Source organism: Ensifer sp. Root142 (assembly GCF_001426785.1).
GTDB lineage: Bacteria > Pseudomonadota > Alphaproteobacteria > Rhizobiales > Rhizobiaceae > Ensifer > Ensifer canadensis.
On the sequence record NZ_LMFK01000011.1, the window covers coordinates 12,112 to 38,767 of the forward strand.

Below are 26,656 nucleotides of genomic sequence, written 5' to 3' on the forward strand. Positions count from 1 at the left end.
CTCAGCCCCGCGCGATCAGACGAACGCTGTGGTCGTCCCGAAGCGCAATCAATTGCGAAGACGGCGGCAGGCTGTAGACGTCATGCTTTCCGAATTCTCTGGGGTAGTAGTCATAGCCCGGCGGCGGTTCCGGTGTTTCACGAGGATCCACCGGGCTTTGGCCCGTCAGCTCGGTGACCGGATCGAGGATCGCCCCGATCAGGCGGCGGGTATAGGGATGCTGTGGTTCGCTGAAGACCCGGTCCCAGCTGCCGGTCTCGACGATCTGGCCGAAATACATCACCGCCACGCGGTCGCTCATATGTTCGACCACGCTCAGGTCATGGCTGATCATGATGTAGGACAGATCCAGCCGCTCCTTGAGTTCCAGCAGCAGGTTGATGATCTGGGCGCGGATCGAGACGTCGAGCGCCGACACCGGCTCGTCCAGCACCACGACCTTAGGGTTGAGGATCAAAGCGCGGGCAATGCCGATGCGCTGGCGCTGGCCGCCGGAAAATTCGTGCGGGAAACGCCCCGCCCGCTCCGGTTTCAATCCGACCAACTGCATCATCTCTTCGATGCGTCGCGCGATCTCCTTGCGGTCGGAAATCCCGTGCAATCTCAGCGGTGCCGCCAGCGACGTGTAGATCGTCTGACGGGGGTTGAGCGACGCGTACGGGTCCTGAAACACCATCTGCGCCATGCCGGCACGCTCGAGCCGGGAGGGCCGCGCCTTGCCGGTGATCGATCGCCCTTCGAAATAGATCTCGCCCGCGGTCGGCTCCTGAAGTCCGAGGATCGAAAGCGCAAGCGTCGACTTTCCGCAACCGGATTCGCCGACGATCGACAGGCATTCGCCCCGGTTCAGCGTCAGGCTCAGGTCGTTGACCGCGCGCAGAGTGCGCTTCGAGCGGCCGAAGACGCCGTTGCGCACCGGGAAATGCACGCTCAGGCCGTCGACTCTGACCAGTGGTTCGTTGTTATCACTCATGGTTGAAACACTTCACGAAGCCATCATGGCTGAGGCCGGTTGGCGGTGGAATTTCGGCGCTGCAGATGGACGTCGCCCTGTGGCAACGCGGCTGAAAGCGACAGCCCGGCGGAAAACTGGCGATGGAGGGAACCGTGCCTTCGATCTCCTGAAGGCGCTTGCGCCCTTCCAGCCGGCGCGAGCCCAGATGCGGCAGCGATCGCAACAGGCCGTCGGTATAAGGATGGGCCGGATGGAGGAACAGGTCGGCGACCGGCCTCCCCTCGACCAGGCGCCCGGCATACATGATGCCGACCCGGTTGCACATATTGGCAATCACGCCGAGATCGTGGCTGATCATCAGCACTGATGTGCCGCGTGCAGCGCAAAGCTCCTTCACGAGTTTGAGGATCTCCGCCTGCACCGTCACGTCGAGCGCCGTCGTCGGCTCGTCGGCGATCAGCAGATCCGGATTGCAGGCAAGCGCAATGGCGATCATCACCCGCTGCCGCATGCCGCCGGACATCTGGTGCGGATAGTTCTTCACCCGCTCCTCCGGCGCCGGGACCTGTACGTTGCCGAGTGCCTCGATCGCCAGTCTTTCGGCTTCCTTCCAGGTGGCACCCTTGTGCAGGACAAACATCTCGGCAATCTGCCGGCCGACCGGAGACAACGGGTTGAGCGCGGTCATCGGTTCCTGGAAGATCATGGCGATGCGCTCGCCCCGAAGCCGCCGCAACTCGCGTTTCGAAAGCTCCCTCAGGTCCCGACCGTTGAACTTCAGCGAACCGCCCGTGACGGCGAGCGGCGCACGCAACAGGCCGATGATCGAAAGCGCAGTGATGCTCTTGCCGCAGCCCGATTCGCCCACGAGGCCATAGGCCTCGCCGCGCCCGATCGAGAACGACACGTTGTCGACGACGTTGTGGCTGACCCGGCCCGATACGATATCGAGGCGCAGATCCCTGACGTTCAGCAAGTTCTCGGTCATAGCTGCCGCGCCCTCATATGCGGGTCCAGCCAATCGCGTAGACCGTCGCCGAAAAGATTGAGACCGAGAACCGTCACGAAGATCGCCAGCCCCGGAAAGATCGCCGCCCAGGGCGCAATGACGATGAGTTCGCGTGCATCCGTCAGCATGTTGCCCCAGCTCGGGAACGGCGGCTTGATGCCCAGTCCGAGATAGGAGAGTGCTGCCTCGGCAAGGATCGCATCGCCCATGCCCAGCGTTCCGATCACCAGGATCGGGCCGATCATGTTGGGCAGGATCTGCGTGATCATGATGCGGATGTCGCCGTAACCGAGCGTCTTTGCCGCCTGGACATAGCCCTGCTTCTTCAAGGACAGCGCCGAGCTTCGCGCGATGCGACAGGTCCATGACCAGTTGGTCAAGCCTAGCGCGATCAGCAGGCTGGAAAGGCCGGGCCCAAGGATCGCCATGATGGCGAGCGCGAAGATCAGGCTCGGGATCGCCAGCATCAGGTTGGTGAGCCCGGTGACAAGATCGTCCCACCAGCCGCCGAAATAGCCGGCCGAAATGCCGAGCGCCAGGCCAATCAGCGTGTTGATGACCTGCGAGCCGATACCGACGGCAAGCGAGATGCGGGCGCCGTAGAGGATGCGGCTGAGAACGTCACGCCCTTGCGCGTCGGTGCCGAACCAGAACTGTGCGTCCGGCGGCAGCTCCGCATTCATCAGGTCCGCGTCGAGCACTGGATCGGTCGGCGCCAGCCAGGGCGCAAGCAGCGCCGCTGAGATGATGACGAGACAGAGGACGCCACCGATGAGGAGATTGAGCCGTATTCTCATGGATCTATCCGTGGCTGATGCGCGGATCGATGACCGCGTAAAGAATATCGACGATGGTGTTGATGAGCAGGAACCACAGGACGATGACGAGGATCGCACCCTGAACCACCGGGATGTCGCGCAGGCTGACGCTGTCGATCAGCAGAGATCCCAGCCCCGGCCAGGAGAACAGTTTTTCGACCACCACCGCCTGACCCATCATCGAACCGAACTGCAGGCCGATGGTGGTGATGATCAGCACAAGCACGTTGCGAACGACATGCCAGGTGACGAGGCGAAAGCCGTTCATGCCTTTGGCTCGGGCGGTGCGGATGAAATCGGCGTTCATCACGTCAAGGACGGCGGCGCGCGTCGTGCGCGCCAGGAGTGCCATCGGCGCCACGCCGAGCGTCAAGGCCGGCAGGATCAGGTTCATCGGCCCGCCGTCGCCGTAGCCGAAGCTCGGCAACCAGCCGAGCGTCAGCGCGAACAGATACATGCCGAGCAGCCACGACGAACTGAAGCATTCATTTCCTCCCTCGCGGCGCCCATCAACGGATGCGCGGGCGATAGTCCTCCGGCACATGCCACCGAGCGATAGGCCACTCGGGCCAGATCATTCCGGCGGGTTGCCGCATCGTAAGCGCTGACTTACGTTATCGACAGCATAGGTGCCAGATACCAGTGGAAAGGTCCCCGATACCGCGACGACGATATCGGGGCGCCTCCATCAACGTCCGGCTGGGACGGTTTCGTCCACCCAGAGCTTTTCATAGGACTGGATCGCCAGCTCGGCGGAGTTTGGCTGCAGCCCATGCAGCCAGGGCTGGTAGGCCATCACAGCCTTGTTGTAGTTGAAGAACCAGACCGGCGCTTCTTCCTGAACGAGGTTGTTGGCCTTGCGTAGCAGCTCGTTCTTTTCCTCGTCGGTCTTGGCGACCTTGGCGGCCTCGAACAGCTTGTCGAAGTCCGCGTTTGCGAACTTCTGGTAGTTGCACGCAGCCTGCGACGTCTTGGAATAGAAGCACTGCATCGCCGTCAGGGCGTCCGGGCCGCTCTCCGACGACCACATGAAGGACTGGAAATCGCCTGATGGCACGACTTCGGAAAGCACCGAAGCCTCGACCGGTTTTGCCTTCACCCGGATACCGACTTTTTCCAGCATCGGGATGATCGCCTCGACGATCGTCAGGCCCCAGCTTTCGTTCTGCGTCGCTGTCAGCTCGACGTCGAAGCCATCGGCATAACCGGCCTCAGCCAGCAGTGCCTTCGCCTTCTCCGGGTCGTAGGCGTAGGGTTGCGCGTCCTTGTCATAGGCCGGCGACGATGTCGGCAGCCAGCCGCTCGCGCGGTAGGCCTTGTCCTTCGCCAGCCGTTTGATGATCAGGTCGGCATTGATGGCATAGTTGAACGCCTGGCGAACACGCTTGTCCTTGAACGGTTCGAAATCGAGGTTGAAGCCGACATAGCGCGTATAGACTTCAGCGACTTCGAGAAGGCCCTTGGACAGTTCCGGATCGGCCTGATAGGCGACGTATTGCGACGGCCCGAGCACGGAGACGTCGACCTCCTTGTTGCGGAAGGCGACGTCACGCGCCGAGGCATCCCCCATGATCAGGATATTGATCTTGTCGGCGTAGGGCTTGTCTTTTTCGTAGTACTTTTCCCACTTTTCGACCGTCAGGCGCGAGCCGGGCACATATTCGGCAAACTTGTAGGGCCCGAGGCCGATCGGGTGGCTCTGGAAGCCTTCCTTGTCGGCTTCCCCAGCCGGGTAGATCGCCGTGTTGTTGCGCATGAACAGGAACGCCGGATCGACCGGGTCTGTCAGGGTCACTTCCAGCGTGAAATCGTCGACCTTCTTCAGGCCCGAAATCGCCTCTGCCTTGCCGGCCATGTAGTCGGCGCCGCCCTTGATGTTGGCGATGTAGCGCGAAGGTGGATAGGCCTTGGCCGGATCGGCCATGCGGGTGAAGCTCGAGATGATGTCGTCGGCCGTCATCTGCTTGCCGTTGTGGAAATAGGCGTCCTGCCGCAGCTTGTAGGTATAGACCAGCTTGTCGGCGGAGACGTCGACGTCGGTCGCAAGCGCCAGCACCGGAACGTTCTTGTCCGCGTCCCAATCATAAAGGGTGCGATGGATCGCCTTGGCGTAGAACTCGTCCTGCGTCTGCGGCGACGCCTGGATGTCGAGCGTCGAGAAGCTGTCCCCATAGGGCGCCACGAAGTTGACCGTTCCGCCGGCCCGCGGCGTGTCGGCCGCCTGCACCGAAGCCACCCCTGCCAGCAACGCTGCGGTCAATGTCGAAAGTAATGCTATTTTCTTCATCATTCCCATATCCTCCCCACTTGTTGTTCTGCGTATGGATGAACAAAACCGCGATCTCATCCGACCTCCCGGATCGGTTGAGATGCATTGAGCCGCTCTTGCGGCTCCCTCTCGCCCTTCGTCAGGCGTTCTGTCGCTCGAAGACCACCTCGCCGCCCCGGATTGCCAGGGTGCAGCGCGTGTCGTTGAGGATGTCTTCGGGGCTCGCCGTCAGCATGTTCCTGGAGAACACCGCGATATCGGCAAGCTGTCCCGGGATCAGTCGTCCCTTGACGGTTTCGAGCTTCTGCGAGAACGCGCCGTATTCGGTATAGACCTGCAAAGCCTCCTCGATGGAGACCCGCTCGCGAGCGTCCATCACCGTGCCCTTGGCGGTCTTGCGCGTCAGCATGCTGTAGATATTGGGGAACGGGTTGGGATGACAGACCGGCGCATCGCTGCCGGTCGCAGGCTTCAGCCCCAGGTCCTTCCAGGTCTTCAATGGATAGCTCGACAGCGCCCGCTCCTCGCCGAGCACCGAGACGTAAGCGTCGCCGAAATCGTAGATGAACACCTGTTGCGGACACGGATATATCCCAGCCTTCACCATGCGCTGGTGCTGCGCGTCGCTGGAGAAGCCACAATGCTCGATCCGGTGACGGCGATCCGCATCCGGGATCGCCTCAAGTGCCTTCTCGTAGGCGGTGATCAACTGACCGATCGCAGCATCGCCGATCGCATGGCAGGCCAGTTGATATCCCTTGGTATGCGCGTCGAGTACGAGCGCCTCAAGTTCCACATCCGAAAGGATCTGGACGCCGGTATTGTTGTCATCGCCGAGATAGGGGCTGCTCATCCAGGCGGTGCGGCCACCGGCCGAGCCATCGAGGAAGATCTTGACGGCACCGACTTTCAGCATGTCGTCGCCGACACCCGAAACGAGACCGGCCTCGTAACTCTGCGGCACGATCGAAACGTTGGGATCGCCGAGAAGAACGAGCCAGGTGCGCACTGGCAGCCTGTTGTTCAGCTTCGCCAGATTATAGGCCCTGATCTCGTCGAAGCCTGCGACCTGACCGACGGCCGCGTCCATGATGCTGGTAATGCCGTAGGATAGAAGCAGATTTCCGGCGCTTTCGATCGCATCGATCATGTCGTCGGTCGAGGCTTTCGGGATCGCCGCACGAACCAGCCCTTGCGCATTTTCCGCGACCAGGCCCGTCAGGACGCCTGCGACCTGTTCGATCAGGCCGCCTTCCGGCACGGTAGTCTTCTCGTCGACGCCGGCAAGGCGGAATGCTTCCGAATTGAAGATCGACACATGCCCGCAGGCGCGCACCACCATGACGGGATGGTGCGGCGCAACCGCATCGAGTTCCGCGCGAAGCGGATGGCGACCGGTGTCGAGCTTGGTCTGGTCATAACCCCGCGCCCGGATCCAGGTACCGGCCGGCGTGCTTTCGGCCTGATGTTTGATCGCGCCGAGCAGGCTTTCGAGAGTGGGGGCAGCCTGCGGCGTCGCGTCGACCCAATTCAACGTCAGGCCGACGGAGATCAGGTGCAGATGCGCATCGTTGAGACCGGGGGTCGCGAATTGCCCTTGAAGGTCGAGTAGCTGCGTGCCAGCGCCGCGATAGGTTTCCATTTCCTGCCTGGTGCCCGTCGCCAGGACCTTGCCCTGCCAGATTGCCAGGGCATCGACGACGCCCTCGGCCATACCGCACCAGATCACACCATTGTGCACGATCATGTCGGCGTGAAAACTCTGTCCCGCTGGCATCTAAGGCTCCTCCCCTCCGCCGTCACTGCAACGTAGAGTCAGGTTTGATGACAAACCGGCTCTCGGCACGACCCATGTCTCCCGCCCGCATCGGTTGCGTGCCGAAGCTGGATCGTTATCCATTCCGGTGCGGCGTTCCGATGGGCCACAAGTCGTGCAGTCGGGGATGCTAGAGAAAAGGAAAGCGGCCCGCCAATGCATAGAATTTCAGGCGCTATGAAATAATTGCATAACAGCCCTGGGTAGATCCGTTGAACGTCCTCAAGCCTGAAGGACCTTCGCCCCTCGGCCGCACCGGCGAAACACTTCGCTGTGGAGACCTTGAGAACGGTTCGTTGCGCGCGAACGTCGATGCTGAGACGGGAAAGTGTCCAGCGTGTCGTTTTGCATGCCAAGGCGGCATCACGCCTTTGCCGAACGACAGCGGCGCGCGTCAAAGATGACGCGCGCCGCTGTAATGTGCTTCAGTCGTGGTTACGAGCGCTTTTGCAGCGTCGCATAGACTACGTTGCGGTTCTCCCCGAACGTCACGTGCGACTCGAAGTTGGTGCCGTCGACGCTTTCGTTGACGATGCGCCACATGTCCGATTGCGAGCGCAACAGCAGCGCCCAGTTCATGAACGTCTCCATATAGCCGTCGACGCCGATGTCGGTCGCGAAATTGGCGAAGAGGAAGACGCCGTTGGGTTTCAGCATCTGCAGGCATCGGCGGGTGAGCTTCACTGCCACGTTGTGAGGCAGGTAGTCATAAAGCCCCGCCGCATAGACGAAGTCGAACTTGCCGAGCTTGTGAGCCCGGGTGAGAATGCCACGGACGGAACCGTCGATCGCTTCAACGCTGGTTCCTCGAAAATCCCTGGTGATCGATCCGACACTGAGCGGGTCCTGGTCGAGCGCGACCCAGCGCTTTATCCGCCCTTCCTGCAGCGCAACCGACCGGTTTGCCTCGCGCAGATGCCCGGCGGCAATCGTCAGGATCTCTGCCTCCCCGTCGCGTGTCGCCGCGATCTCATCGACATGTTGGGTCAGCAGGTCCCGCCGTTCGCGCACAGCAACCGACGACGAAGCGTCCTTGGTATAGTCGTAAAGCGCCTTGCCCACCGGCGACGCCTTGGCGATCTCGCCGGCAACGCTTGGATGGCCGTAGATGAAGTCGAGCAGTTGGGCGTCGCCGGAATAACCCCGCGGCTTTTCGCTGGACCAGCGGGTAAAAGGGTCCTGCAGGAAAAACTCCGACACCGGATGCTTTTGTGCGATCGGGATCAGTTCCTGCCATACGCTCGGATGAAACTTCGCGCGCGTCTCGTGAAGTGCGGCCGCCAAGCGATGTATTATCTTCCGGGGGTCCAGTTCCTGGGCAAATTGCTGCTGTGCAATTTGGAGAATCAGGGCGAGTTCGGCTTTTCCTGTTGCAAACTGCTCATCATAAAACTCACTTCTTGACGAAGTGAACTCGGTTGCGATTGATTGGGGAGTAATAAGACTTTCGCCATCGAATACGATTTGAAGCTGGCTCACGCAAAACCCATCCGTTAATGCTTTGTTAACAATGTGGGCAAGAATGCGCGAACTGCGTCTCGAATTGCAAGTTTTTGTAGAGTATATGGTAAATACTGGCGGACAGTACCCATTTGGATACACCCCTGCACCGGCCGTCAGTCTCGGCTAATTTATCAAAATTTAATGGGCGTCTTCTACTATGTCGTTGAGGCCGCTTGTGCTTGTTGTGGTATCCAGTGAATGGCAAGCGTGGAGCGTCTGAAGCAACGTCCAGAGATGGAAAGACGAGACCAGATTTCCGTTGAGCGCGACGCAATTCCCCGGACCGGTGCATGAAGCAAACCTTGGCCGACGTCGTTGAGATAGATCTGCACAAGCAGCCACTCAGGCCGCTGCCGGCGGAGCTGCGCTTGCTCTATCGCCAGGAAGGTGAAACGACCCGCAGGGAAGCGACGAGAAAAGGGCTCTGGATCGCCGTCGCGGTCTATCTGCTGTTTTCGATTACCGACCTGCTGCTGATCTCGGATGTCGCCCGCTACACGATTGCCTCGCGCTTTGTCGTCGGCGCAGTTGCGCTTGCCGTTCTGGAAATCCAGGTCCACTTCAACGTCAAGACGGACTGGCTGGACAGGACCTGTTCGGGCGCGCTTGTTTTCGGTTATCTCGGCTGGCTCATTCCGGCAATGATGACCGCATACACGCAGGACATGTCCTACTACATGATCTTCGGTGCGATCTTCATGATGGGCGCCAACCTGTTCTTCATCTTCCAGTTCCGCCTTTCGGTGATCTCATCGAGCATCATCCTTGGCGCATTTTTCCTCGATCTCCTCTATTTCTCGCCGCAGAACCCGTCCTACCAGCTGGCGTTCGGCACGTTCTACGTATCCTGTTTCGTGTTCACCTCCTACGTAAACTGGAAGCTCAACCGCGAACGCTACAAGGTCTTCCTCAATGCGTTCGAGGCGAGGGTCCAGCAGCGGGAGGCGACCGAGCGCGGCAAGGCGCTGCTCAGGCTCTCCAACACCGATTCCCTAACCGGTCTCGACAATCGTCGGGCGGTAGACCAGAAGCTGCGGGAATACTGGAGCGACTGGCAGAAGTTCGGCGACCGTTTCGCCGCGATCCTGATCGACGTCGACTTCTTCAAGAAATACAACGACTGCTATGGCCACCAGGAAGGTGACCGCTGCCTCATTCTCGTGGCCAACACGTTGAGGGAATCGATCGAGCAGTTCGACGCGTCCATCGGCCGATACGGCGGCGAGGAGTTCATCATTCTTGCGCGCATGGACACGCGCGAAGAGGCCGCCGATCTGGCCGACGCCATCTGCCGCACAGTGCAAGACCTTGCGCTGGTGCACGGGCAACGACGGGATGGCACGTCCATCGTCACGGTCAGCGTCGGTGCCGCGTTCACCAGGCATCAGACGGGCTCGAAGCTCGAACGGATCATCCACGAGGCGGACCGGGCGCTTTACGCAGCAAAGGCAAGCGGACGCAACTGCGCCAAGCTGTTTGATCCGAACGACCCGCAAACCAGCGACGAGAGCGAGAACATCGCGGCGCTGTTGAAGATAGCGACCGACCAGGATCTCGTCTCCCTCGTCTATCAGCCGATCAAGAATGTTGCGACAGGCCGCGTCGAGGCCGTCGAAGCGCTGATGCGGCTGAGAATGCTCGATGGGACCGCAGTTCCGCCCAGCCTTTTCATTCCCGTTGCCGAGCGTACCGGCGCCATCATCGACCTCGGACGCTGGGCGATCCGCACGGTCTGCCGCGAGCTTCTCGCCAACGATCATGTGCCTGTCGTCAGCGTCAATGTCTCGCCGATCCAGCTGAAGACGCCGGGCTTCGCCACATCGGTTGCCGCCATCCTTGGTGAAACGGGAGTGGCCGGCGGCCGGCTCGCTTTCGAAATTACCGAGGGCCTCGAGATGGAGATGCACTCGGACGTGCTGCGCTGCATCAGCGACCTCGAAACGCTGGGCATCCGGATCTGGCTCGATGATTTCGGCACCGGCTTTGCCGGCCTTTCCTGGCTCCGGCTGATCGATTTCGATACGGTCAAGATCGACCGCTCGTTCCTTCATGACTGCGGCACGCCAAGGGGCAAGGCGATGCTGAAGGATATCATCGGCCTGGTCCGGAACCGTGGCCACAAGATCCTGGTGGAAGGTGTCGAAACCGAGGAGCAAATGGCGCTGGTGCGAGAGTTCCGCATCGACCATGTTCAGGGTTTCCATGTCGGCCGCCCGGCTTCCGCCGCGAGCTATCGCACGGCGGCGGATACCGGATCGCGCCCGGCGAGCCTCGTCAGACCGGGATAAAGCATGTCGCCCGAAAGTGCGCAGCGGTTTCGGGACAACGACACGCAAAAGAACAAGAACGTAAAGTGCAGAAAGCGAACCCTAAGGATCGCGACGCGCTCGGCTGACCAAAAACCGTTTGCCTCCTCGTCGAAGCCGCAGGCACCACGCTCAAAACAGCGATTGCTGAGCAGGCTCCGGCGGACCGAGGCGCACGCCTTCGAGCTCCAGCATGCGGATCTTCGATGTCGAGCCGCCCGGAGCCGAGAAACCGCCAACCTTGCCGCCGGCGGCCAGCACCCGGTGGCAGGGAATGATCAGTGCCACCGGGTTCTTTGCCATCGCCTGGCCGACATCGCGCGCGGCTTCAGGGCCGACGCCGAGTTCCTTTGCCAGGGCACCATAGGTGGTGGTCTGTCCCCAGCCGAGCCTGCGCGCGGCAGCATAAATCTGCTTGAAGAATGGGTCCTGCCCTTCGAGGTCGAGCTGGATATCGGAGAAATCGACCTGTTCACCGTTGAAATAGCGTCGAACCGCGGCAACCGCTTCGGCAACTTCCGGCGTCGGCGTGCCCGGTTCGCCGGCAGCAGGCCGGCGCAGAAGCAAGCGCTCGGTATCCTCAGCCTTCTTGGTCGGCAGTTGGAAACGGGTGATGCCGACGCCGTTCCAGGCGATGCCGCAGAAGCCGGCAGCGGTTTCGAAGATAAGATAGTTGTGAACTGTCTGCGCCATCTCACCGTCCTCGCATTTTCATACTCGATGAAAATCGTGCGGAAGGCGTTCGAATTCAACCCGTTTCCTGCGCGCAGCCGTGGTCGCCAACAGATTGCGCGCCATGCCGGCGCCGGATAATCCTCCCGCAGATGGCCAAGGGCAGCAGCGCTATTTGGCTTCTATCATCTTCGCCCAGCTTGCAGCGCGCTCAGCGGACTCGATCAGCACCGCTTTCGGCGCTTTATACCATTCGTTCTCCGGCAGACCGCGCCGGTTGCGCACGAAGGCGATCGCCGCATCCAGCGTCGGAAACTCGGTCGGCAAGGTCAGGTGCAAAAACAGCGACACGACAATGACCGAACGCGAGCGTCCGCCGCGGCAGTTGATGAGAATGTTGCCCATCTCCCGGCGCGGATAGGACGGCTTTTCCGGCAGCACCTGCTCCAGTGCCGCACGCAGGATATAGTGAGCGGCCAGCATCTGCGTGTCGGGATTACCGCCACCATCGATCAATCCGATCTTGTAATAACGGATCTCGCCCGGGCCATAGACGCTGCCCTCGTGATCGGACACCAGCTGCGCCTGCCGGACGAAATTGAAATCGAGATTGACGGCGCAGTTGACGACGGTGGTGATGCCGTTCTGTCGGAGCAGATTGAGATCGCTCGTGCCCTCCTTGCCGGCGATGTAGATATCGACGCCATAAAGCGGGTGCTGTTGGTAGACGAGGCTGAGCTTGGCAAGTTCGGCAGACGGTTGCGCCTTCGTCTCGGGTTCCTGACTGATGTTCAACATGCTGTCTCCGCTGTCTTTTCAGATTGCCGCTGAGGCAATGCGATTGGCCGATATCGCCCGCGCGACGCGCTGCAACGTCGGATAGTTTCCGCCGGCGCCGGTGGCGATGTAGCCGGGGCACATGAAATCGGGCGCATCTGCAGGCACCTTGCCCAGGGTCAGCGGCTCGTATCGACCGCCGGCATTCTTGAGGATCAGCGTCGCAGCCGCCACATCCCAGGAATTGACGCCGAAGCCGGTCGCCGCATCCGCCCAGCCCGCCGCCACATGGGCGATGCTGAGAGCGGCACTTCCCGGCCGCCGAAGGGTCGAAAACGTCTCGACGAATTCCCCGAGATTGGCGAGTGCCATTTCCCGGCCGTCGAGGCGAAAGTCACGGGAGACGGGATAGCCGGTGATCAGCGTTGCCCGGTTCTCTTCCTCGACCGCTTGCGAGGAGATACTTGCTCCATTGAGATAGGCTTGTTCGAGATCGGCAGAAAACATCAGGTCAGCGACCGGGTCATAAACGACGCCGGCCACGACGTCACCCCTTTCGACGGCGGCGATAGACACGCACCAGAAGGCCAGTCCGCGCGCGAAATTCGAGGTCCCGTCGATCGGATCGACATACCACTGGATGTCGCCATCGCCCACCTGTCCGCCCTCTTCGCCGAGCATGGACGAATTGGGCTCGTGCGCAAAAATGAAATCGCGAATGGTGACTTCGGCGCGCTTGTCATGGATGGTCACGACATCATGCAGGTCGCGCTTGTAGTCGACGACCATGTCCGACCGGAACGCGCTCAGCAGCGGTTCGCGCACGGCATTGGCCGCTCCACGGGCAATCTCGACGAGGCGCTTCGACCGCTCCAGTCGTTGTTCGGGGTCAGCCGCCGGTGAGGTCGCTGCGGGAAGGCGCTTTTCCATGTCGTGCGTATCCATTCTTATCGAGAAAGTGCCGGCGCGCCACCCGGTGGCGCACCGGCTTTTGTTCACTTGGTGTAGTTCACACGCCAGAAATCCTGCCACTCCTCGCGTCGGTCAAAGTCCTCAAGACCGGTCGAGGAATTGTAGCCGAACAGGCGGTCGGCGACCGTCATCAGGCCGGACGGCTCGTCGGCCGGCATCTTGATGTCGATGTTGGTCGGCAGCTTGCCGTCCTTCATCTGCGGCGCGATGCCTTCTTCCGTCAGGATGTAGTGGATGAACAGCTTTGCCGCGTTCGGGCTCTGCGTCTTCGTCGCAATCAGGCCAAGCTTGACGTAGCTCCAGCCGACCCAGGGATTGAGATCCTTGCAGATGCCGAGCTTGTACCCCTTGCCCTCGTTGTCGCGGAATTTTGCCGACGAGAGCAGGCCGAAGAAGGGCTCCTTCTGGCCGGCAGCACCAACGGCTTCGGCCACTGGATCATCGCCATCGGTGACGAGCGGCGCGTTCTGCGCCAGTGCCTTGATCCAGGCGGCCGACGCGCTCTTCTCCTCGGTCGCAAGGTCCTTGCCGAAATGGCTCTTGTAGGCACCGGCAACCTTGTCGTCGGCGTGTTTCTCCATCTGGTTGAACCAGTCGGTATAGGTGCCCTTGGTCAGCGGATCGACGAGAGCAACCTTGCCTTTCCACTTCGGTTCCGTCAGCTCCCAGATATTGGCGACCGGGCATTTGTCGTAGGCTTCGGTGTTATAGGCCCAGACGTTGGCGTTGGTCGAAATCGCCAGCGGATTCTGGAACTCCGCCGGGATTTTCGCGATCATGTCGGCCGGCAGGTAGCTTTCGACGAACTCCTGCGGCAACAACTGCGCGAGTGCTGCCGGCGCGTCAGTGATCAAGGCGACATCGCCCTGAACGTTGCCCGCCTGGCTCTCGCGGATGATCATTTCCAACTGGCTGTTCGCCGACACTTTGACGCCCGTCGCCTTGATACCGTATTTGGCCGTAAAGCCTTCGGCCATCTCGACGATCTTGCCGGTGCTGTCATAGACGTTGATCGGCTTTTCCGTCTTGGCCGCGGCAATCAGCGCGTCGAGATCGAGGCCGTCGGCGGCATGGGCTTGCGCCGAAAGCAGGCCGGCCGCAACTGCGACCGCTGCCATCGTCATGTCACGCACTCTCTTTTTTTCCGTTTTCATCGCTTCCCCTCCCAAGGAAACAGCACTCGGTGATCGGCACCGCCCGTCGCGTCATTTTCGGTGGTTTATTCTCCAAAGGTCCTGCCAGGCCTCGCGCTTGTCGAGGTCGTCGCCGGCGGTCGCGGCATCGAAGGCCATCAATTGATCGAGATACTTCGCGACGCCCGAGGGTTCATCGGCCGGCAGGCCGATCGTCGAATTGCCGGAGATCTTTCCGTCTTCGGTCTGGGGTGCAATGCCCTCTGCCGTCATCAGGTAACGGACAAACAGCTTGGCGGCATTCGGGCTCTTGGTCTGGCCCGCGATCAGGCCGAAGCCCGGATAGAGAAATCCGGAAAACGGCTCGACGCCGGCGCAGATACCGAGTTTAAGGCCCTTCGTGAGGTTGTCGCGATACTTGGCCGTCGAGGTGATGACGAAGAACGGCTCGGCTTGTCCCGGGGCGCCGGCGGCGTTGGCGACCGTTGTCGAATCCGCCAGAAGCGGCCCGTTTTCTGCAAAGGCCTTGACCCAGGCAGCTGCGGCACTTTGGCCGTTCGTCTCCAGCTTCTTGCCGTAAAGGCTTTCATAGGCCCGCGCGACATCGGCGTCGCGATGCGTCTCGATCTGATTGAACCAGTCGGCATATAGCGGCTTGTCGAAGAGATCGAGCATCGCCAGCTTGCCGCGCCACTGCGGCTCGGTCAGCTGCCAGATGTTGGTCACGGGGCACTTGTCGTATTTCTCGGTGTTGTAGGTAAAGACGTGAGGGTCCGAGACAACAACAAGAGGATTGCGCTGCGCTTGCGGAATATCCTTGGCGAGATCCGGAGGCGTCCAGCTGGTGGCGATACCTTCCGGCAACAGCTGTCCGATTGCCGATGCCACGTCAGTCGCGACGCTCACGTCGCCGAGGATATTGCCGGCCTGGTGCTCGCGGATCATCAGCTCCACCTGCGTGGCTTCGTTGACCTTCTTGCCCGTCGCCTGCACGCCGTATTTTTCCGAGAACTCCTTGGCCGTATCGACGATCTTACCGGTGACGGCATAGACGGTGATCGGCGGCTCCTTCTTTGCCGCCTCGATCAGGGCGCCGAGGTTGAAGGCTTCTTCAGCCTTCGCCGGCCCACAGGTCAGTGTCATGGCAGCAAGGCTACCTGCGACCGCCCAGGCTAATGGGCGGTCGCGCAACGCGCTGCGTTTCATTTCCATCATGTCGTCACTCTCCCGGCTGAGCCATCACTTCTGGTAGTTCACCCGCCAGAAATCCTGCCAGGTTTCGCGCGCATCCCAGTCGTCGAGGCTCGTGTCCATCTGGTAGGGCAGAACCTGGTCGAGAACCTTGCCGATGCCCGAGGGTTCGTCAGCCGGAAGTGCCACATCGGTATTGGTCGACATCTTACCATCGACCGCCTGCGGCGCGATGCCTTCCTCCGTCATGACGTAGTGGATGAAGAGCTTGGCGGCGTTCGGGCTGTTGGTGCCCTTGGTGATCAGGCCGACGCCCGGATACATCCACCCGAGCCATGGCTTCAGATCCGTGCAGAGCCCGAGCTTCATGCCCTTCTCCGCATTGTCGCGGAACTTTGCCGAACTCATCAGGCCCATGAACGGCTGCGACTGGCCCGGCGCTCCGACGGCATCGGCTGCCGCGGCGTCGGCATCGGTCAGCAGCGGCGCGTTGGCGGCAAGCGCCTTCACCCAGGCCGCCGTCGCGCTGCCATCGTCGAGTTCCAGGTCCTTGCCGTAGAGCTCCTTGTAGGCGGCGGCGACCTTGTCGTCGCCGTGCTTTGCCATCTGGTTGAACCAGTCGACATAGGACGCCTTGCCGAGCGGGTCCTGCATGGCGACCTTGCCCTTCCACTCCGCGCCGGTCAGCTGCCAGATGTTGGTCACCGGGCACTTGTCGTAGAGTTCGGTGTTGTAGGCCCAGACGTTGGCGCTGGTGACCACCGTCAGGGGATTCTGGTACTGCTCCGGAATCTTCGACGCCATGTCCGGCGGCAGCCAGCTCTCGGCAAAACCCTGCGGGATCAGCTGAGCCATCGCGGCCGGCGCATCGCTGATGATCGAAACGTCGCCCTGGATATTGTTGGCGCGTGCCTCGCGGATGATCATCTCGAGCTGCGCCGACGCCTTGACCTTCGATCCTTCGGCGGCGACGCCGTATTTGGCCGAGAACGCCTTGGCCATCTCGACGATCTTGCCGGTGCTGTCATAGACGGTGATCGGCGCTTCCTTCTTGGCGGCCTCGACCAGTGCGTTCAGGTCGAAGGCGTCCTCAGCCATCGCCTGCCCCGCCAAGAGGCCGGCAAAGGCCGTCGTCCATAGCAGGCAACGGCTTTTGGTGTCTGCCGTTCCATTCTTCCGAAAATGCATCGACTGCTCCTCCTCAGTAAGCGGTGTTCGTCTTTCGGTTGATACGATCAGTAATTTCGTCAGTTCAGCTTCGTGCTGCGCAGCAGCTTGTCGGCCTCGGCAATGCGTTGGCCGTCCTTGTCGAAGACGTGCAGCGCCTCCGGCGGCGCGAAGAAGCGGACCTTTTCTCCAAGCTCCAGCCGCGGCAGCGCATGCGTCGTCAGGAACAGCGTGTGGCTGTCGCTCTTCAGCTCCAGGATCCAGCTGCCGCCCGTCGGCAGAATGCCGGTGACGACCATCTTGCCGCTGAAGCTTCCCTGCGGAACGTCTTCCTTCCTCGTGGCGTAGCTGAGCGCTTCGGGACGGATGCCGATGGAACCGATGCCGCGCAGGCCGGGATAGCGGGCAGAGAGGTAGGCTTCCGCCTCCTTGGCAACATCCGACGTGTCTTTCTTTTCGAAGGACAGGATGTTGATCGGCGGGCTGCCGACGAACTCGGCGACGAAGCGGTTGGCCGGGCGGTCATAGATGTCGTTCGGCGTGCCCATCTGCTGCAGCGTGCCTTCGTTCATGACGGCGATCGTCGTTGCCAGCGTCATCGCTTCCCACTGGTCGTGGGTGACGAAGACGATCGTCGTCTTGAATTCCTTGTGCAGGCGCTTGAGTTCGGCGCGCATTTCAAGCCGCAGCCGCGCATCGAGGTTCGACAGCGGCTCATCGAGCAGCAGCACGCCCGGATTGACGGCAAGCATGCGGGCAAGTGCCACGCGCTGCTGCTGGCCACCCGAAAGCTGCGACGGATAGCGGTCGCGGTACTTGGCGATGTCGAGCGCCTGCATGACCTTTTCGACACGGGCCTCACGCTCGGCCTTCGGCAGCTTGCGCAGCCGCAGACCAAAGTCGGTGTTGCGCTCTATGGTCAGATGCGGCCAGAGCGCGTAGCTCTGAAACACCAGGCCCATTTCGCGCTTTTCCGGTGGCACGAAGACGCCGTCGAAGATCGAATCGACCACCCGGTCGCCGATGCGGATCTCGCCGCCCGACAGGTTTTCCAGCCCCGCGATCATCCGCAACGTCGTCGTCTTGCCGCAACCCGATGGGCCGAGCAGGCACATGAACTCGCCGTCGCGGATTTCCAGATCGAGGTTGGAGACGGCATTGGCGGAATTGACGCCATAATTCTTCTGGGCGCCGCGCAGATTGATAGTGGGCATCAGCTTCCGAGTCCTTCTGCAAGATTGGTCTTGGTCAGCTTCTGGGCTGCCAGAGTTCCGAGATAGGCGATGGCGGCGATGATCAGCACGACCGCGTTTGCCGCCTGGGTGTAGTGGTAGTCGACGAGCCGCAGCGAATAGGTCGTGAGAACGTCGGTGCTGGGCACGGCGAGGATGACGAACAGGCTGAGGCCCTTGATGCCGGAGATGAACGGCAGCAGCACACCGGTGACGAGCGAGCCCTTCTGGATCGGGATGACGATCGACATCATGCGGCGGAACCAGCCGGCGCCGGCGATCTGGGCCGCCTCTTCCGGATCCTTGCCGAGCTGGGTCATGGCCGAGATCCCGGCGCGCGAGGCGTAGGGCATCTGGTCGGCCATCAGCGCCAGCACCAGGATGGTGACGGTGCCGTAGAGTGCCGGCATCGGACCCCGGGGAACCGCAAAGAGCGAGAGATAGGCGGCGGCAAAGGCAATGCCCGGCACCAGATAGGGCAGGAACGTCACCTGGCGCAGATAGACAGACAGGGCTCTGACCGGCGTGCGGATGACGACATAACCGACGAGCAGGCCGAGAATGCCCGAGGCGATCGAGGCGAGGCCGACGATCATCAGCGTGTTCTTGGCGGCCGCCCAGAGATCGGGGCTCAGGAGCACGCCGGTCTGCAGCGCTACGGTATGAAGGTCTCGGCCGATCCAGTAGTCGAGCGTGAAGTTGTCGAGGGTGAACTGTGCCGGCAGCTTCATGACCGTCGACAGGAACAGGGTCAGGAGAGGCAGACCGACGCTCAGCATGAAGATCGTCGCGGCGAAACCCGTTGCCGGAAGCCTGAGCTTGCCGAGGCGGCTTTGCCGGTTCATCGAGCCCTTGGAGCCGATGGTGACGAAGCGGCGCGCTTCACGCACCAGCCGCGCGTCGATCATCAGGGTGATGATGCCAATCAGCATGATGGAGGCGGCGACGACACCGGCGACACCCGTCTGGCGCGAGGCGATGCTGCGGAAGAGCGAGGTGGAGAGCACCTCGAACTTGACGGGCAGGCCGAGCACATAGGGCACGCCGAATTCGCCGAGGCACTTTGCGAAGATCAAGATCATCGACGACATCAGCGCCGGGCGCATCAGCGGCAGGATGATCTGCATTGCCACCTGGTAGCGCTTGGCGCCGAGGATGCGGGCGGAATCCTCCAGCTGGGAATCGAAGCGCCTAAGCGCCGAGCCGAACAGCAGAATGACGAAAGGCGTATAGTGCAGGGCGAGAATGATGGTGATCGGAAAACGGCCATAGGCGACCCAGTCCGGCGGCGTCCAGCCGAGAGCCTCGAACCAGCCGGGCTGGCCGCCGACAGTGCGGTTCTTGAACAGCGTGGTCCAGGCGAGCGCGAACGTCCATGCAGGCAGCATGTAAGGCACGATCAGGGCGGTCGCGAACCAGCGCCTTCCGAACATGTCGGTGCGGCTGATCAGCCAGGCGAGAACGGTCCCGATCAATAGCGACAACAGGATCGCACCGACAGCAACCGACAGCGTATTGAACAGCGGCCGCCAGAAGAGATCGACGGAGACAGGCGAGGTGAACGTCCGGTCGAGATAATAGAGCGTCAGGTCGCCAAAATCCTTGCCGAGCCGTCGCTCGTGCCCGAATTGCACCTGCACCGCATCAAGCACGATGGAGATGATCGGCACGACGATCAGATAGGTAAAGAGCAGTGCCGTCAGAACCCCGATCAATGTCGTCGGCTCACGGGAGGCGACCTTCAACCGGTATCGCCAGACCTGCCAGGCCGAAGGCACAGCGGCCTCACCGCCCGCGGCCCGAGGCGCCTTCGCTGAATCACTTAGAAAAGCCATGCTCTTTCCCCTTGAGACCTCGCCTCGCAACACGATCCGGCTATGCGCCGGCGCCTTGCGGACGAGCAAACATGCGAACGGGGAGATCAGGGAAAGCCGCGCAGGCAGCCGCCCCTGCTCCATGTCGAGCAAGGCAACCCGCCGCGAGAACGCGATATCTCGTCATCGATCCAATCCTCCCTGTTCGCGACCGACCCCGATCAACGATCCTGTCCGGATCGGGCCCGACGGCATCCGGCCACTCCTCAGAAGCCGGCGCCATCATCACGAACATAGACGGAACAAAAATTCCATTTCGTCACCGCCTATGGAATGCATGATCCATTGAGAGGTCGCGCTTGTCAACAAAAAAATGCACACGTGCGCAACGATTTATCGCTTTGATTTTATTGCATATTTTTCTCAGATGGATCCGCTTTTTTCGAACACGTGGTCATTGCCTCGCGACTGGCCAGCGAAGACGCTCCGGCCGCATAGGGAATGGCGAACTAAAACAGCCGGATTTCCGGCGGGCGCGCAGCACTCAGGCGACATCACCTGCAGAGCCAAAGGATACTTTTTCGTTGGAATGAACCGGCATTTGTGGCCCAGATAGCCGCGAGCTGATTCTTTGGGGGAAACCATGGCACGAGGGTTCGTCACGGCCGAGGAGGTCGCAAAACGCGCGGGTGTTTCACGCTCGGCCGTCTCGCGCACGTTCACGCCGGGTGCCAGCGTCTCGCAGCCTGTCCGGCGCAAGGTACTGAAGGCGGCGCGCGAACTCGGCTATCGAGTAAATCGGCTGGCCCAGGGGCTGAACAACGACCGCTCGAACCTGATCGGCGTCGTGGGCACCAACCTCAGTGCGCCCTTCATTTCCAAGCAGCTCGATCTCTTGAGCATCGGCCTGCTCCGGCGCGGGCTCCAGTGCCTGCTGTTGAACGCCGCCGATGCGCGCAAGGATATCGCGCCGCTGATCGAGCTGCTGTTTGAATTCCGCGCCCAGGCGATCGTCGTGCTTTCGGGCGAGCCGCCGTCCTCGATCGTCGATGAGTGTATCGCCAATGGCGTCCGGCTGATCCTGGTCAATCAACGGCTCGATCGCACCGATACCAACATGGTGCTGAGTGACGATTCGCACGGGGCGGACCTAGCCGCACTCCGGTTGATCGCGGCCAAATGCAAGAAGGTTGCGGTCGTCTCCAGTGCCAGCCAGACGCCGGCACAGGTTCGGCGAGCGACTGCGTTTACGCAGCGGATGCAGACCGCCGGGATCGAGGTGGTCGCCTGGTCGGACGGGCCGACGAGCTACGAAAGCGGCTATCAGGCCGGTTGTGACCTCTTGCGCGACAAGCGGATTGACGGAGCATTTTGCGTCACTGATCTGCTGGCGCTGGGTTTCCTCGATGCCGCTCGCATCGAAATGCATCGCCGTGTGCCGCAGGATGTGTCTGTCGTTGGCTTCGACGATATTCCCCAGGCGAGCTGGAAGAGCTATGAGCTGACCACCATCGAGCAGTCTCTATCGACATTGACCGCGAACGTCCTGACGGCGCTCGAAACCGATGAGCCCGCGACCCGGCTGCAGGTGGTGCCCGTGTCGATGATCGAGCGCAAGACGGTGCGTTAGTCCCTCCTCCAGGCGCGCCTCTCGAAATCAGCCGGCCTGTCGGATGCGGCTTTCGATCAACAGGCCGCTGTCGTCGAGGATCGGATGCGCGACCGATGCGATATGGGCGTTGATGCGTTTGAGGTCGCGCAGCATATCGAGGTGCAGCGAACTGGTTTCGATGCTTTCCGCCCGCCCCTCGCGCAGGCGCTGCAGGTGCCGCTCGGCCGATTGGCGCTCAAGGCGACGGACGTCTTCCTTGACCTCCACCAGCCGCCGCGCCAAAGCCGCATCGCGGGTGGCAAACACCGTCTGCGCCATGCGCAGGTTGTCGAGCGTGATCGCAAACAGCCGTGTCAGCTCCTCGTGGCCATCCCTCGAAAAGGTCAGGCCCAACGCAATCTTCTTTGCGAGTTCGGCCAGCAGGCCCTTCTCGATGATATCGCCGATATGTTCGAGATTGATAGCGTAGTCGACGACATCCATTGCTCGCCGGCGGTTGTCTTCGCCGATATCCGCCTGACCAAGGCGCGAGACATAGACCTTGATCTGATGCTGCAGCCGATCGACCCGGCCTTCGAGCGTGCTGATGCCCGCGAGCTTCGCAGGATCCGCATGCTGCAGCGCATCGCTTGCCTGCGCCAGCATGCTTTCGATCAGATCTCCGACGCTTAGGACTTCGCGGCTGGCGCCGGCAAGGGCTGCCACCGGCATCGAAAGCTTGTCCTCGTCGAGATAGCTCGGCGCGTCCGGCGTCTGCTTCGGCTCCGGCAACAGCCGCGCGGTCATCCGGGCGAGCGGTCGCGACAGCGGCCATGCAAGCACCGCCAGCGCCAGATTGAAGACGAGATGCGCATCCACAGGCAGCTTGTCATGCGACAGCGGCAGGATATCGAGCAACTGTGCCGAATAGCCGGCAAGCGGCAGCGCCACCAAGCAGCCGATGGCGCGCACGATGAGATTACCGATCGTCACGCGTCTCGCGCTGATCGGCGCATGCAGCGTCGCCAGGACCGGCGGCACGGCGCCGCCGAGATTGGCACCGAGGACCAGGACGATGATCAGCCCGGTCGAAATGCCGCCCGTTGCCGCGAGCGACAGGATGAGGACGACGATGGCGAGGCTCGAGGATGCCAGGATCGCCAGCATGGCCGAGAAAATGAGTGCGACCGGCCAGGCATTGTCGAGCATCGCCAAAAAGGCCGAGAGCGCCGCAGATGCGCGCACCGGTTCCGTCGCAAGACCGATCAGATGCAGCGACAACAGCATGAGCCCGACGCCGACAAGGGCGGCGCCACCGCCTTTTCGTCCATTCGACGTTCCCCGTGAAAGGATGACGCCGACGAGGATCAGCAGCGGTGAGAGCCAGCCGATGCCAATCGACACGATCCACGCCGTCATCGCCGTTCCGACATTGGCGCCCAGAAGCACGATCTGCGCCATGCGCGGCGCAACGAGATTGCGTTCGGCGAAGGATGCGATCATCAGTGCCGTCGCAGTCGAGCTTTGCAGTGCGATCGTCGCAACCAGTCCGGCGAGGAAGGATCGCAAACCGTCGCGCGTGCCGGCGGCCAAGCCGGCCTTCAGCCGGGCGCCGAAGGCGCGCTGCACGCCATCCTTGACCTGCGAAAGCCCGAACAGCAGCAGCGCCACGGCGCCAACGAGATTGATGCTGACGATGGCCGATTCCATGGGTGCACTCCGGTCGGACGGTCCTTCGGTTCGTTACTGCTCGAAGCCCAGTTTCATTGTCTGCCGCGGCGCAGTTCCTCGCGGAACAACTGTTGGAATGCGGCGTATTTCTCAAAGCCCAGATCGCTGATCAGCCGCATGACCGTGGTGGTCGAAACGCCGGCCCGCTCAGCCACTTCCCGTGCGCTCGCAAAGGCGATGTCATAGGGATGGGATAGCGCGAACTTCGCGACTTCGAGCCGCCCGCCCTTGAGCCCGCGGGCACCGAGGCGAAACGCCTCCTTCAACTCCGGGACGCTTGCCGGCGGTTTCACCCCTCGACCGGGTAATACAAAAGACTGCTGGTCCATGGTCAAACAACCTCCTTCGCTTCTCGCTGCAAGGTGATCTCGATCTGCCGCGCACCCACTTCCGCTCGGTCGAGAAAGGCGGCAAACGCGCCCAGGAAGATCGACAGGAAACCGGCGACAGAGCGGTCCCACCCCTCATCCGGCTCTCGGCCGAAGCGCTCGGAAAGGGCGCGGTAAAGACGCAGCCGCTCTGGCGATATCGCAGGCAGCGCCAAGTGACCCGCCTGGCGCAGGCAGTACCAGTCGGCGATGACATCGATCATGCGGCAGGCAGCAACTTGTTCGGCCGAAAATCCGGACTTTTTTGCAAGCGCGTGCAAAGCTTGCACCACCACGTCGGCATCAAGAAGTTCCGCGCAGATACCTGAGAGCGTGGCGCCCGAGACGCGGCTCACCACATCCTGCGGCCACTCCTTGGGAAAATAGCGGTGGTGAACCAAGGCCAACTTATGAGCCCGCAGGAAAGCGCCGTAATCCTCGGCATTGAAGGCGGCTTCGTCCGTCTCCCCTAGCCGCTCCGTCTCGCGGCGATAGGCCTGCGCCAGACGCGGATCCACCGTCTTCGCCGACAGCTCGACGGTATCGACGACAATACCGCCGTTCACCGGCTGAATGATCTTGAAGGCTGGAGGATAGGCGACGAGCGAGGGCACTGCCACATTGGTCAACTGGCGCTCGCCGCGGGTGCGTCGCGTTACACCCTCGACATGAAGGTGGCCGCTGAAATGCACGGTCAGCCCGGCGCCCAGCAAGGCATCGGTGACAGCTTGGCGCGGCGTGCGGCGGGCGATGTTGGTTTCCCCGAAGAGCACACGCTCGGCACCGGTCGCGCCGTCGAATGGATCGAGCGCCGGGTAATGCGAGAAGGCGAGCACGGTCTTGCCCAGCGCCTCTGCCCGCGCGCAGACGTCTGTGATCCACGAGACGATGAAGGGTTTCAGGCGCAGCATGGCGTTCCAGCCGGCGGCGGTGCTGTCGACAAAGGCTGCTTCCTCGCCGCCTACGAACGTGCCATCCCGTGGCTCGAACACATTGGCGTCGATCATCAACAGCCAGATTCCCGGTTCCGGCTCGACCAGATAGGAGGCATCCATCAACGAATATCGGTTGCTTCCATCCGGCGAAACCACCTCGTAACGCCGATTTTCGATATCGTCGGACAGGCCGAACGGCGTCTCCCAATGGAGATATTCCGGCTTGCGGAAATAGCCGCAGGCAGCCATCGGGCCGAGGCCGGTGGGATATCCCTCGCAATACATGCGCGGAGTGACGATCGCGCCCGCCGCCGTCGACGCAGGATCGCTGGTCACCCAGACGCTGGCGCCATCCTGGTCGAGGAACTCCTTGGTGTGGTGGCGCCCCGTCGGACCGAAAATGTCGTGATTGCCGGGAAGGGCATAGAAGGCGGTGCCGTATGCGTTGGCGTGCCGGTCGAGGATCCGGCGCAGGCTTGCGGTCGTCTGCCGCTGACCGTCATCGGTGTAATCACCGAGCAGGACGACGTGCCGGATGCCCCGATCCCGCACCTCGTCCAATGCCACTGAAAGTGCCTTGGCGCTCTCGTTAAAAACACGGGTCGACTGCCGCGTTTCGGCCCAGCTGCGAACCATCATCCGCTGCCCGTCGATGCTCATGCCGGGGAAATCGAAATCGCCTTCGAGATCGTGGAAATGCGCGTCGGCGATGACGGCGATACTGGCTTGGCTGCGCTTCAACATCAGTCCCGCCCGGATGTCTTGCCGGCGATCATGTCGATCCATTCAGACGCCCGGCGTGCCGCCTCGTAAAGCATCGGCTTCGGTGTCTCGAACCACTCGTCGGGACGCAGTTCGCGGTATTCACGAATGTGGGCGACCGCGGCGTCAAGCGTCGGGAAAAGCTCCGGCTGCTGTTTGTGCAGGAACAGGGCCACGAGCGAGACGGATCGGCTGCGTCCGCCGCGGCAGTTGACCAGCACATTGCCGCCATCGGCGAAGGGATAGGTTTCGCGCTTCGGCATCGCCTGGCGCAGTGCTCCGTCCAGGATGTAGTAGGCGCCGAGCATCATCGTATCCGGACTGCCTTCGCCGTCGATCAGGCCGAGCTTGTAGTAGCGAATGTCGGCATAGCCGCTCGGCCGCAGATCGCCACCATCGTCAGCCTCCCTCTCGCGCACCCAGTTGATATCGAGATTGATCGCGCAGTTGACCACCACCGAAATGCCGTGGTGCTTCAGCAATTCGAGATCGCGTGCGCCGTCGCTGCCGCCGATATAGAGATCGGATTTGTGCGGACCGATCCCGCTTGCGATCAGACTGATCGCCGGGCGCGCATAAACAGGTGCATCCATGCCGTTTCCTTTCCAGATCGGGCGACGCCGAAAGGCATGCCACCCAGAATTCGCATTGTCGGCGCCCTTGGCAGAGCCGCTCAGGCGAGCTGCAGTTCGGCAACGACGTCGCCTGTCGAGGCGATCGGTATCCGCGATGCCCGGCTTATCCCACCGGCGATGCCTGGCGCGGATGCCAGAACCGGCCCGCCGCCGCGAAGGCTGCCGATCTCCATGAAGGGACAGACATCACCGCCGGCCTCGGCGACAAGCAGCAATCCCGCCACGCAGTCCCAGGAGTTCATGTGCAGTTCGATATAGGCATCCGAACGACCGTCAGCGACATAGGCAAGCGCCAGCGCGCCCGAGCCTGCCCTGCGGACATTGGTGCCGAGCGCCAGCAGATCGCGGATCGTTTCGAGATAAATCTCGTTCGACACGCGGCCGGACCAGCCCATTTCCACCGACGCCGTCTCAAACGCCGTGGTGGCGGCGACGGCGATCGGCTGACCGTTGCGGGTCGCGCCTGAACCGCGCCGGGCGAAGTAGAGCTCATCCAGTGCGGGATTGTAGATGGCGCCGATCTCCGCCCGACCATCCTCGATATAGGCGATCGAGATGCAGAAATGCGGGATGCTGCGGGCAAAATTGGCGGTGCCGTCGACCGGATCGACCACCCAGAGACGATTACTGATCGATCCGCCGCCCTCCTCGCCGAAGAAGGCGTCGTCAGGAAAGTGCTCGGCTATCGCCTTGCGGATATGCGCCTCGGAGGCGGCATCCGTCTCGGTCAGAAAGTCCTGCGGCCCCTTCATCGAGAAGGCGCGCGTCGCGCTGTCTTCAAAGCCACGGAGCACAAGCGCTCCCGCCGACAGGATAATGTCTCGGCAAAGGCTCGCCCGACCCTCAAGATCGTTCGAATAGAATGGTCTTTCCAGGTTCATTCGGGCACGACTCCTTTGCACACGCGAGCATCTTTGCACACGCGTTCAATGGTGACAAGCCTCATTCTGGACCAGCTCGTGCGACGAATGCCCTGCTCGCCGCCAACGAACGGTTTCGA

General features: G+C 61.8%; 21 protein-coding genes and 1 pseudogene. 2 read left to right on the forward strand and 20 right to left on the reverse strand.

All coding sequences use genetic code 11. The features are described from left to right. Position 1 precedes the first annotated feature (1 nt). From ASD52_RS11650 to ASD52_RS11680, 7 genes and pseudogenes are all read right to left on the reverse strand, one after another. Entirely contained in the window at positions 2–973 is a 972-nt protein-coding gene (locus ASD52_RS11650; RefSeq protein ID WP_057224454.1) for an ATP-binding cassette domain-containing protein, read from the reverse strand. Then, positions 966–1,943: an ABC transporter ATP-binding protein gene (locus ASD52_RS11655; RefSeq protein WP_057224456.1), complete on the reverse strand. Its 978-nt coding sequence runs from the start codon at positions 1,941–1,943 to the stop codon at positions 966–968. The genes ASD52_RS11650 and ASD52_RS11655 overlap by 8 nt, the downstream gene beginning before the upstream one ends. Continuing rightward, entirely contained in the window at positions 1,940–2,761 is an 822-nt protein-coding gene (locus ASD52_RS11660) for an ABC transporter permease (RefSeq protein WP_025429953.1), read from the reverse strand. Before ASD52_RS11660 ends, ASD52_RS11655 begins: the two co-directional genes overlap by 4 nt. A gap of 4 nt (positions 2,762–2,765) precedes the next feature. Then, positions 2,766–3,248 (reverse strand): annotated as a pseudogene (locus ASD52_RS11665) (ABC transporter permease); the annotation flags it as partial. Between the two features lie 222 nt (positions 3,249–3,470). After that, a complete protein-coding gene (locus tag ASD52_RS11670) occupies positions 3,471–5,069 on the reverse strand; it encodes an ABC transporter substrate-binding protein (protein WP_025429951.1) in 1,599 nt (532 codons plus the stop codon). A gap of 121 nt (positions 5,070–5,190) precedes the next feature. Next, the gene (locus tag ASD52_RS11675; protein WP_025429950.1) at positions 5,191–6,828 is read right to left on the reverse strand and encodes an amidohydrolase; all 1,638 of its coding nucleotides are present in this window, start codon (positions 6,826–6,828) and stop codon (positions 5,191–5,193) included. Positions 6,829–7,302: 474 nt separating this feature from the next. Further along, positions 7,303–8,346, reverse strand: coding sequence for a class I SAM-dependent methyltransferase (locus tag ASD52_RS11680; RefSeq protein WP_025429949.1), 1,044 nt, complete (start codon positions 8,344–8,346; stop codon positions 7,303–7,305). Positions 8,347–8,660: 314 nt separating this feature from the next. On the opposite strand from ASD52_RS11680, the gene ASD52_RS11685 reads away from it, so the two are divergent. Further along, positions 8,661–10,658, forward strand: a complete 1,998-nt coding sequence (locus ASD52_RS11685) for an EAL domain-containing protein (RefSeq protein ID WP_057213238.1) — start codon at positions 8,661–8,663, stop codon at positions 10,656–10,658. 150 nt (positions 10,659–10,808) lie between these two features. On the opposite strand, the gene ASD52_RS11690 is transcribed toward ASD52_RS11685, so the two are convergent. The 8 genes from ASD52_RS11690 to ASD52_RS11725 all read right to left on the reverse strand — a co-directional run bounded on the left by ASD52_RS11690 (position 10,809) and on the right by ASD52_RS11725 (position 19,655). Further along, the gene (locus tag ASD52_RS11690) at positions 10,809–11,369 is read right to left on the reverse strand and encodes a methylated-DNA--[protein]-cysteine S-methyltransferase (protein ID WP_057224458.1); all 561 of its coding nucleotides are present in this window, start codon (positions 11,367–11,369) and stop codon (positions 10,809–10,811) included. 150 nt (positions 11,370–11,519) lie between these two features. Continuing rightward, positions 11,520–12,146, reverse strand: coding sequence for a dual specificity protein phosphatase (locus ASD52_RS11695; RefSeq protein ID WP_057224460.1), 627 nt, complete (start codon positions 12,144–12,146; stop codon positions 11,520–11,522). Positions 12,147–12,164: 18 nt separating this feature from the next. Beyond that, the gene (locus ASD52_RS11700; RefSeq protein ID WP_082571811.1) at positions 12,165–13,055 is read right to left on the reverse strand and encodes an inositol monophosphatase family protein; all 891 of its coding nucleotides are present in this window, start codon (positions 13,053–13,055) and stop codon (positions 12,165–12,167) included. 65 nt (positions 13,056–13,120) lie between these two features. After that, positions 13,121–14,215 carry an ABC transporter substrate-binding protein gene (locus ASD52_RS11705; protein ID WP_057206180.1) on the reverse strand — a complete coding sequence of 365 codons (1,095 nt, stop codon included), beginning with the start codon at positions 14,213–14,215 and terminating at the stop codon, positions 13,121–13,123. 87 nt (positions 14,216–14,302) lie between these two features. Further along, positions 14,303–15,373, reverse strand: coding sequence for an ABC transporter substrate-binding protein (locus ASD52_RS11710; protein ID WP_057224580.1), 1,071 nt, complete (start codon positions 15,371–15,373; stop codon positions 14,303–14,305). Positions 15,374–15,469: 96 nt separating this feature from the next. Then, entirely contained in the window at positions 15,470–16,609 is a 1,140-nt protein-coding gene (locus ASD52_RS11715) for an ABC transporter substrate-binding protein (RefSeq protein ID WP_057206092.1), read from the reverse strand. 59 nt (positions 16,610–16,668) lie between these two features. Further along, positions 16,669–17,802, reverse strand: coding sequence for an ABC transporter ATP-binding protein (locus ASD52_RS11720; protein ID WP_057206090.1), 1,134 nt, complete (start codon positions 17,800–17,802; stop codon positions 16,669–16,671). Continuing rightward, on the reverse strand, positions 17,802–19,655 hold the full coding sequence (locus ASD52_RS11725) for an iron ABC transporter permease (RefSeq protein WP_057224465.1): 1,854 nt from the start codon (positions 19,653–19,655) through the stop codon (positions 17,802–17,804). The genes ASD52_RS11720 and ASD52_RS11725 overlap by 1 nt, the downstream gene beginning before the upstream one ends. A gap of 622 nt (positions 19,656–20,277) precedes the next feature. On the opposite strand from ASD52_RS11725, the gene ASD52_RS11730 reads away from it, so the two are divergent. Next, positions 20,278–21,264: a LacI family DNA-binding transcriptional regulator gene (locus ASD52_RS11730; protein ID WP_057206086.1), complete on the forward strand. Its 987-nt coding sequence runs from the start codon at positions 20,278–20,280 to the stop codon at positions 21,262–21,264. 27 nt (positions 21,265–21,291) lie between these two features. Here the strand turns inward: ASD52_RS11730 and ASD52_RS11735 are convergent, their stop codons facing one another. The 5 genes from ASD52_RS11735 to ASD52_RS11755 all read right to left on the reverse strand — a co-directional run bounded on the left by ASD52_RS11735 (position 21,292) and on the right by ASD52_RS11755 (position 26,537). Further along, positions 21,292–22,935 (reverse strand): Na/Pi cotransporter family protein, encoded by a 1,644-nt coding sequence (locus tag ASD52_RS11735; RefSeq protein WP_057206084.1) that lies wholly within the window; start codon positions 22,933–22,935, stop codon positions 21,292–21,294. Between the two features lie 53 nt (positions 22,936–22,988). Then, entirely contained in the window at positions 22,989–23,285 is a 297-nt protein-coding gene (locus ASD52_RS11740; RefSeq protein ID WP_057213248.1) for a MurR/RpiR family transcriptional regulator, read from the reverse strand. A gap of 2 nt (positions 23,286–23,287) precedes the next feature. Then, on the reverse strand, positions 23,288–25,003 hold the full coding sequence (locus ASD52_RS11745; RefSeq protein WP_057224467.1) for a metallophosphoesterase: 1,716 nt from the start codon (positions 25,001–25,003) through the stop codon (positions 23,288–23,290). Beyond that, positions 25,003–25,614: a dual specificity protein phosphatase gene (locus ASD52_RS11750; protein WP_057206080.1), complete on the reverse strand. Its 612-nt coding sequence runs from the start codon at positions 25,612–25,614 to the stop codon at positions 25,003–25,005. The genes ASD52_RS11745 and ASD52_RS11750 overlap by 1 nt, the downstream gene beginning before the upstream one ends. A gap of 80 nt (positions 25,615–25,694) precedes the next feature. Then, positions 25,695–26,537 (reverse strand): inositol monophosphatase, encoded by an 843-nt coding sequence (locus tag ASD52_RS11755; protein WP_156612965.1) that lies wholly within the window; start codon positions 26,535–26,537, stop codon positions 25,695–25,697. Between the last annotated feature and the right edge of the window lie 119 nt (positions 26,538–26,656).

Bases quoted from the DNA above. Each gene is read 5' to 3' on its own strand.
- ASD52_RS11650 (WP_057224454.1), bottom strand. From the start codon at position 973: ATGAGTGATAACAACGAACCACTGGTCAGAGTCGACGGCCTGAGCGTG.
- ASD52_RS11655 (WP_057224456.1), bottom strand. From the start codon at position 1,943: ATGACCGAGAACTTGCTGAACGTCAGGGATCTGCGCCTCGATATCGTA.
- ASD52_RS11660 (WP_025429953.1), bottom strand. From the start codon at position 2,761: ATGAGAATACGGCTCAATCTCCTCATCGGTGGCGTCCTCTGTCTCGTC.
- ASD52_RS11670 (WP_025429951.1), bottom strand. From the start codon at position 5,069: ATGAAGAAAATAGCATTACTTTCGACATTGACCGCAGCGTTGCTGGCA.
- ASD52_RS11675 (WP_025429950.1), bottom strand. From the start codon at position 6,828: ATGCCAGCGGGACAGAGTTTTCACGCCGACATGATCGTGCACAATGGT.
- ASD52_RS11685 (WP_057213238.1), top strand. From the start codon at position 8,661: ATGAAGCAAACCTTGGCCGACGTCGTTGAGATAGATCTGCACAAGCAG.
- ASD52_RS11690 (WP_057224458.1), bottom strand. From the start codon at position 11,369: ATGGCGCAGACAGTTCACAACTATCTTATCTTCGAAACCGCTGCCGGC.
- ASD52_RS11695 (WP_057224460.1), bottom strand. From the start codon at position 12,146: ATGTTGAACATCAGTCAGGAACCCGAGACGAAGGCGCAACCGTCTGCC.
- ASD52_RS11700 (WP_082571811.1), bottom strand. From the start codon at position 13,055: ATGGAAAAGCGCCTTCCCGCAGCGACCTCACCGGCGGCTGACCCCGAA.
- ASD52_RS11705 (WP_057206180.1), bottom strand. From the start codon at position 14,215: ATGGCAGCGGTCGCAGTTGCGGCCGGCCTGCTTTCGGCGCAAGCCCAT.
- ASD52_RS11710 (WP_057224580.1), bottom strand. From the start codon at position 15,373: ATGACACTGACCTGTGGGCCGGCGAAGGCTGAAGAAGCCTTCAACCTC.
- ASD52_RS11715 (WP_057206092.1), bottom strand. From the start codon at position 16,609: ATGCATTTTCGGAAGAATGGAACGGCAGACACCAAAAGCCGTTGCCTG.
- ASD52_RS11720 (WP_057206090.1), bottom strand. From the start codon at position 17,802: ATGCCCACTATCAATCTGCGCGGCGCCCAGAAGAATTATGGCGTCAAT.
- ASD52_RS11725 (WP_057224465.1), bottom strand. From the start codon at position 19,655: ATGGCTTTTCTAAGTGATTCAGCGAAGGCGCCTCGGGCCGCGGGCGGT.
- ASD52_RS11730 (WP_057206086.1), top strand. From the start codon at position 20,278: ATGGCACGAGGGTTCGTCACGGCCGAGGAGGTCGCAAAACGCGCGGGT.
- ASD52_RS11735 (WP_057206084.1), bottom strand. From the start codon at position 22,935: ATGGAATCGGCCATCGTCAGCATCAATCTCGTTGGCGCCGTGGCGCTG.
- ASD52_RS11740 (WP_057213248.1), bottom strand. From the start codon at position 23,285: ATGGACCAGCAGTCTTTTGTATTACCCGGTCGAGGGGTGAAACCGCCG.
- ASD52_RS11745 (WP_057224467.1), bottom strand. From the start codon at position 25,003: ATGTTGAAGCGCAGCCAAGCCAGTATCGCCGTCATCGCCGACGCGCAT.
- ASD52_RS11750 (WP_057206080.1), bottom strand. From the start codon at position 25,614: ATGGATGCACCTGTTTATGCGCGCCCGGCGATCAGTCTGATCGCAAGC.
- ASD52_RS11755 (WP_156612965.1), bottom strand. From the start codon at position 26,537: ATGAACCTGGAAAGACCATTCTATTCGAACGATCTTGAGGGTCGGGCG.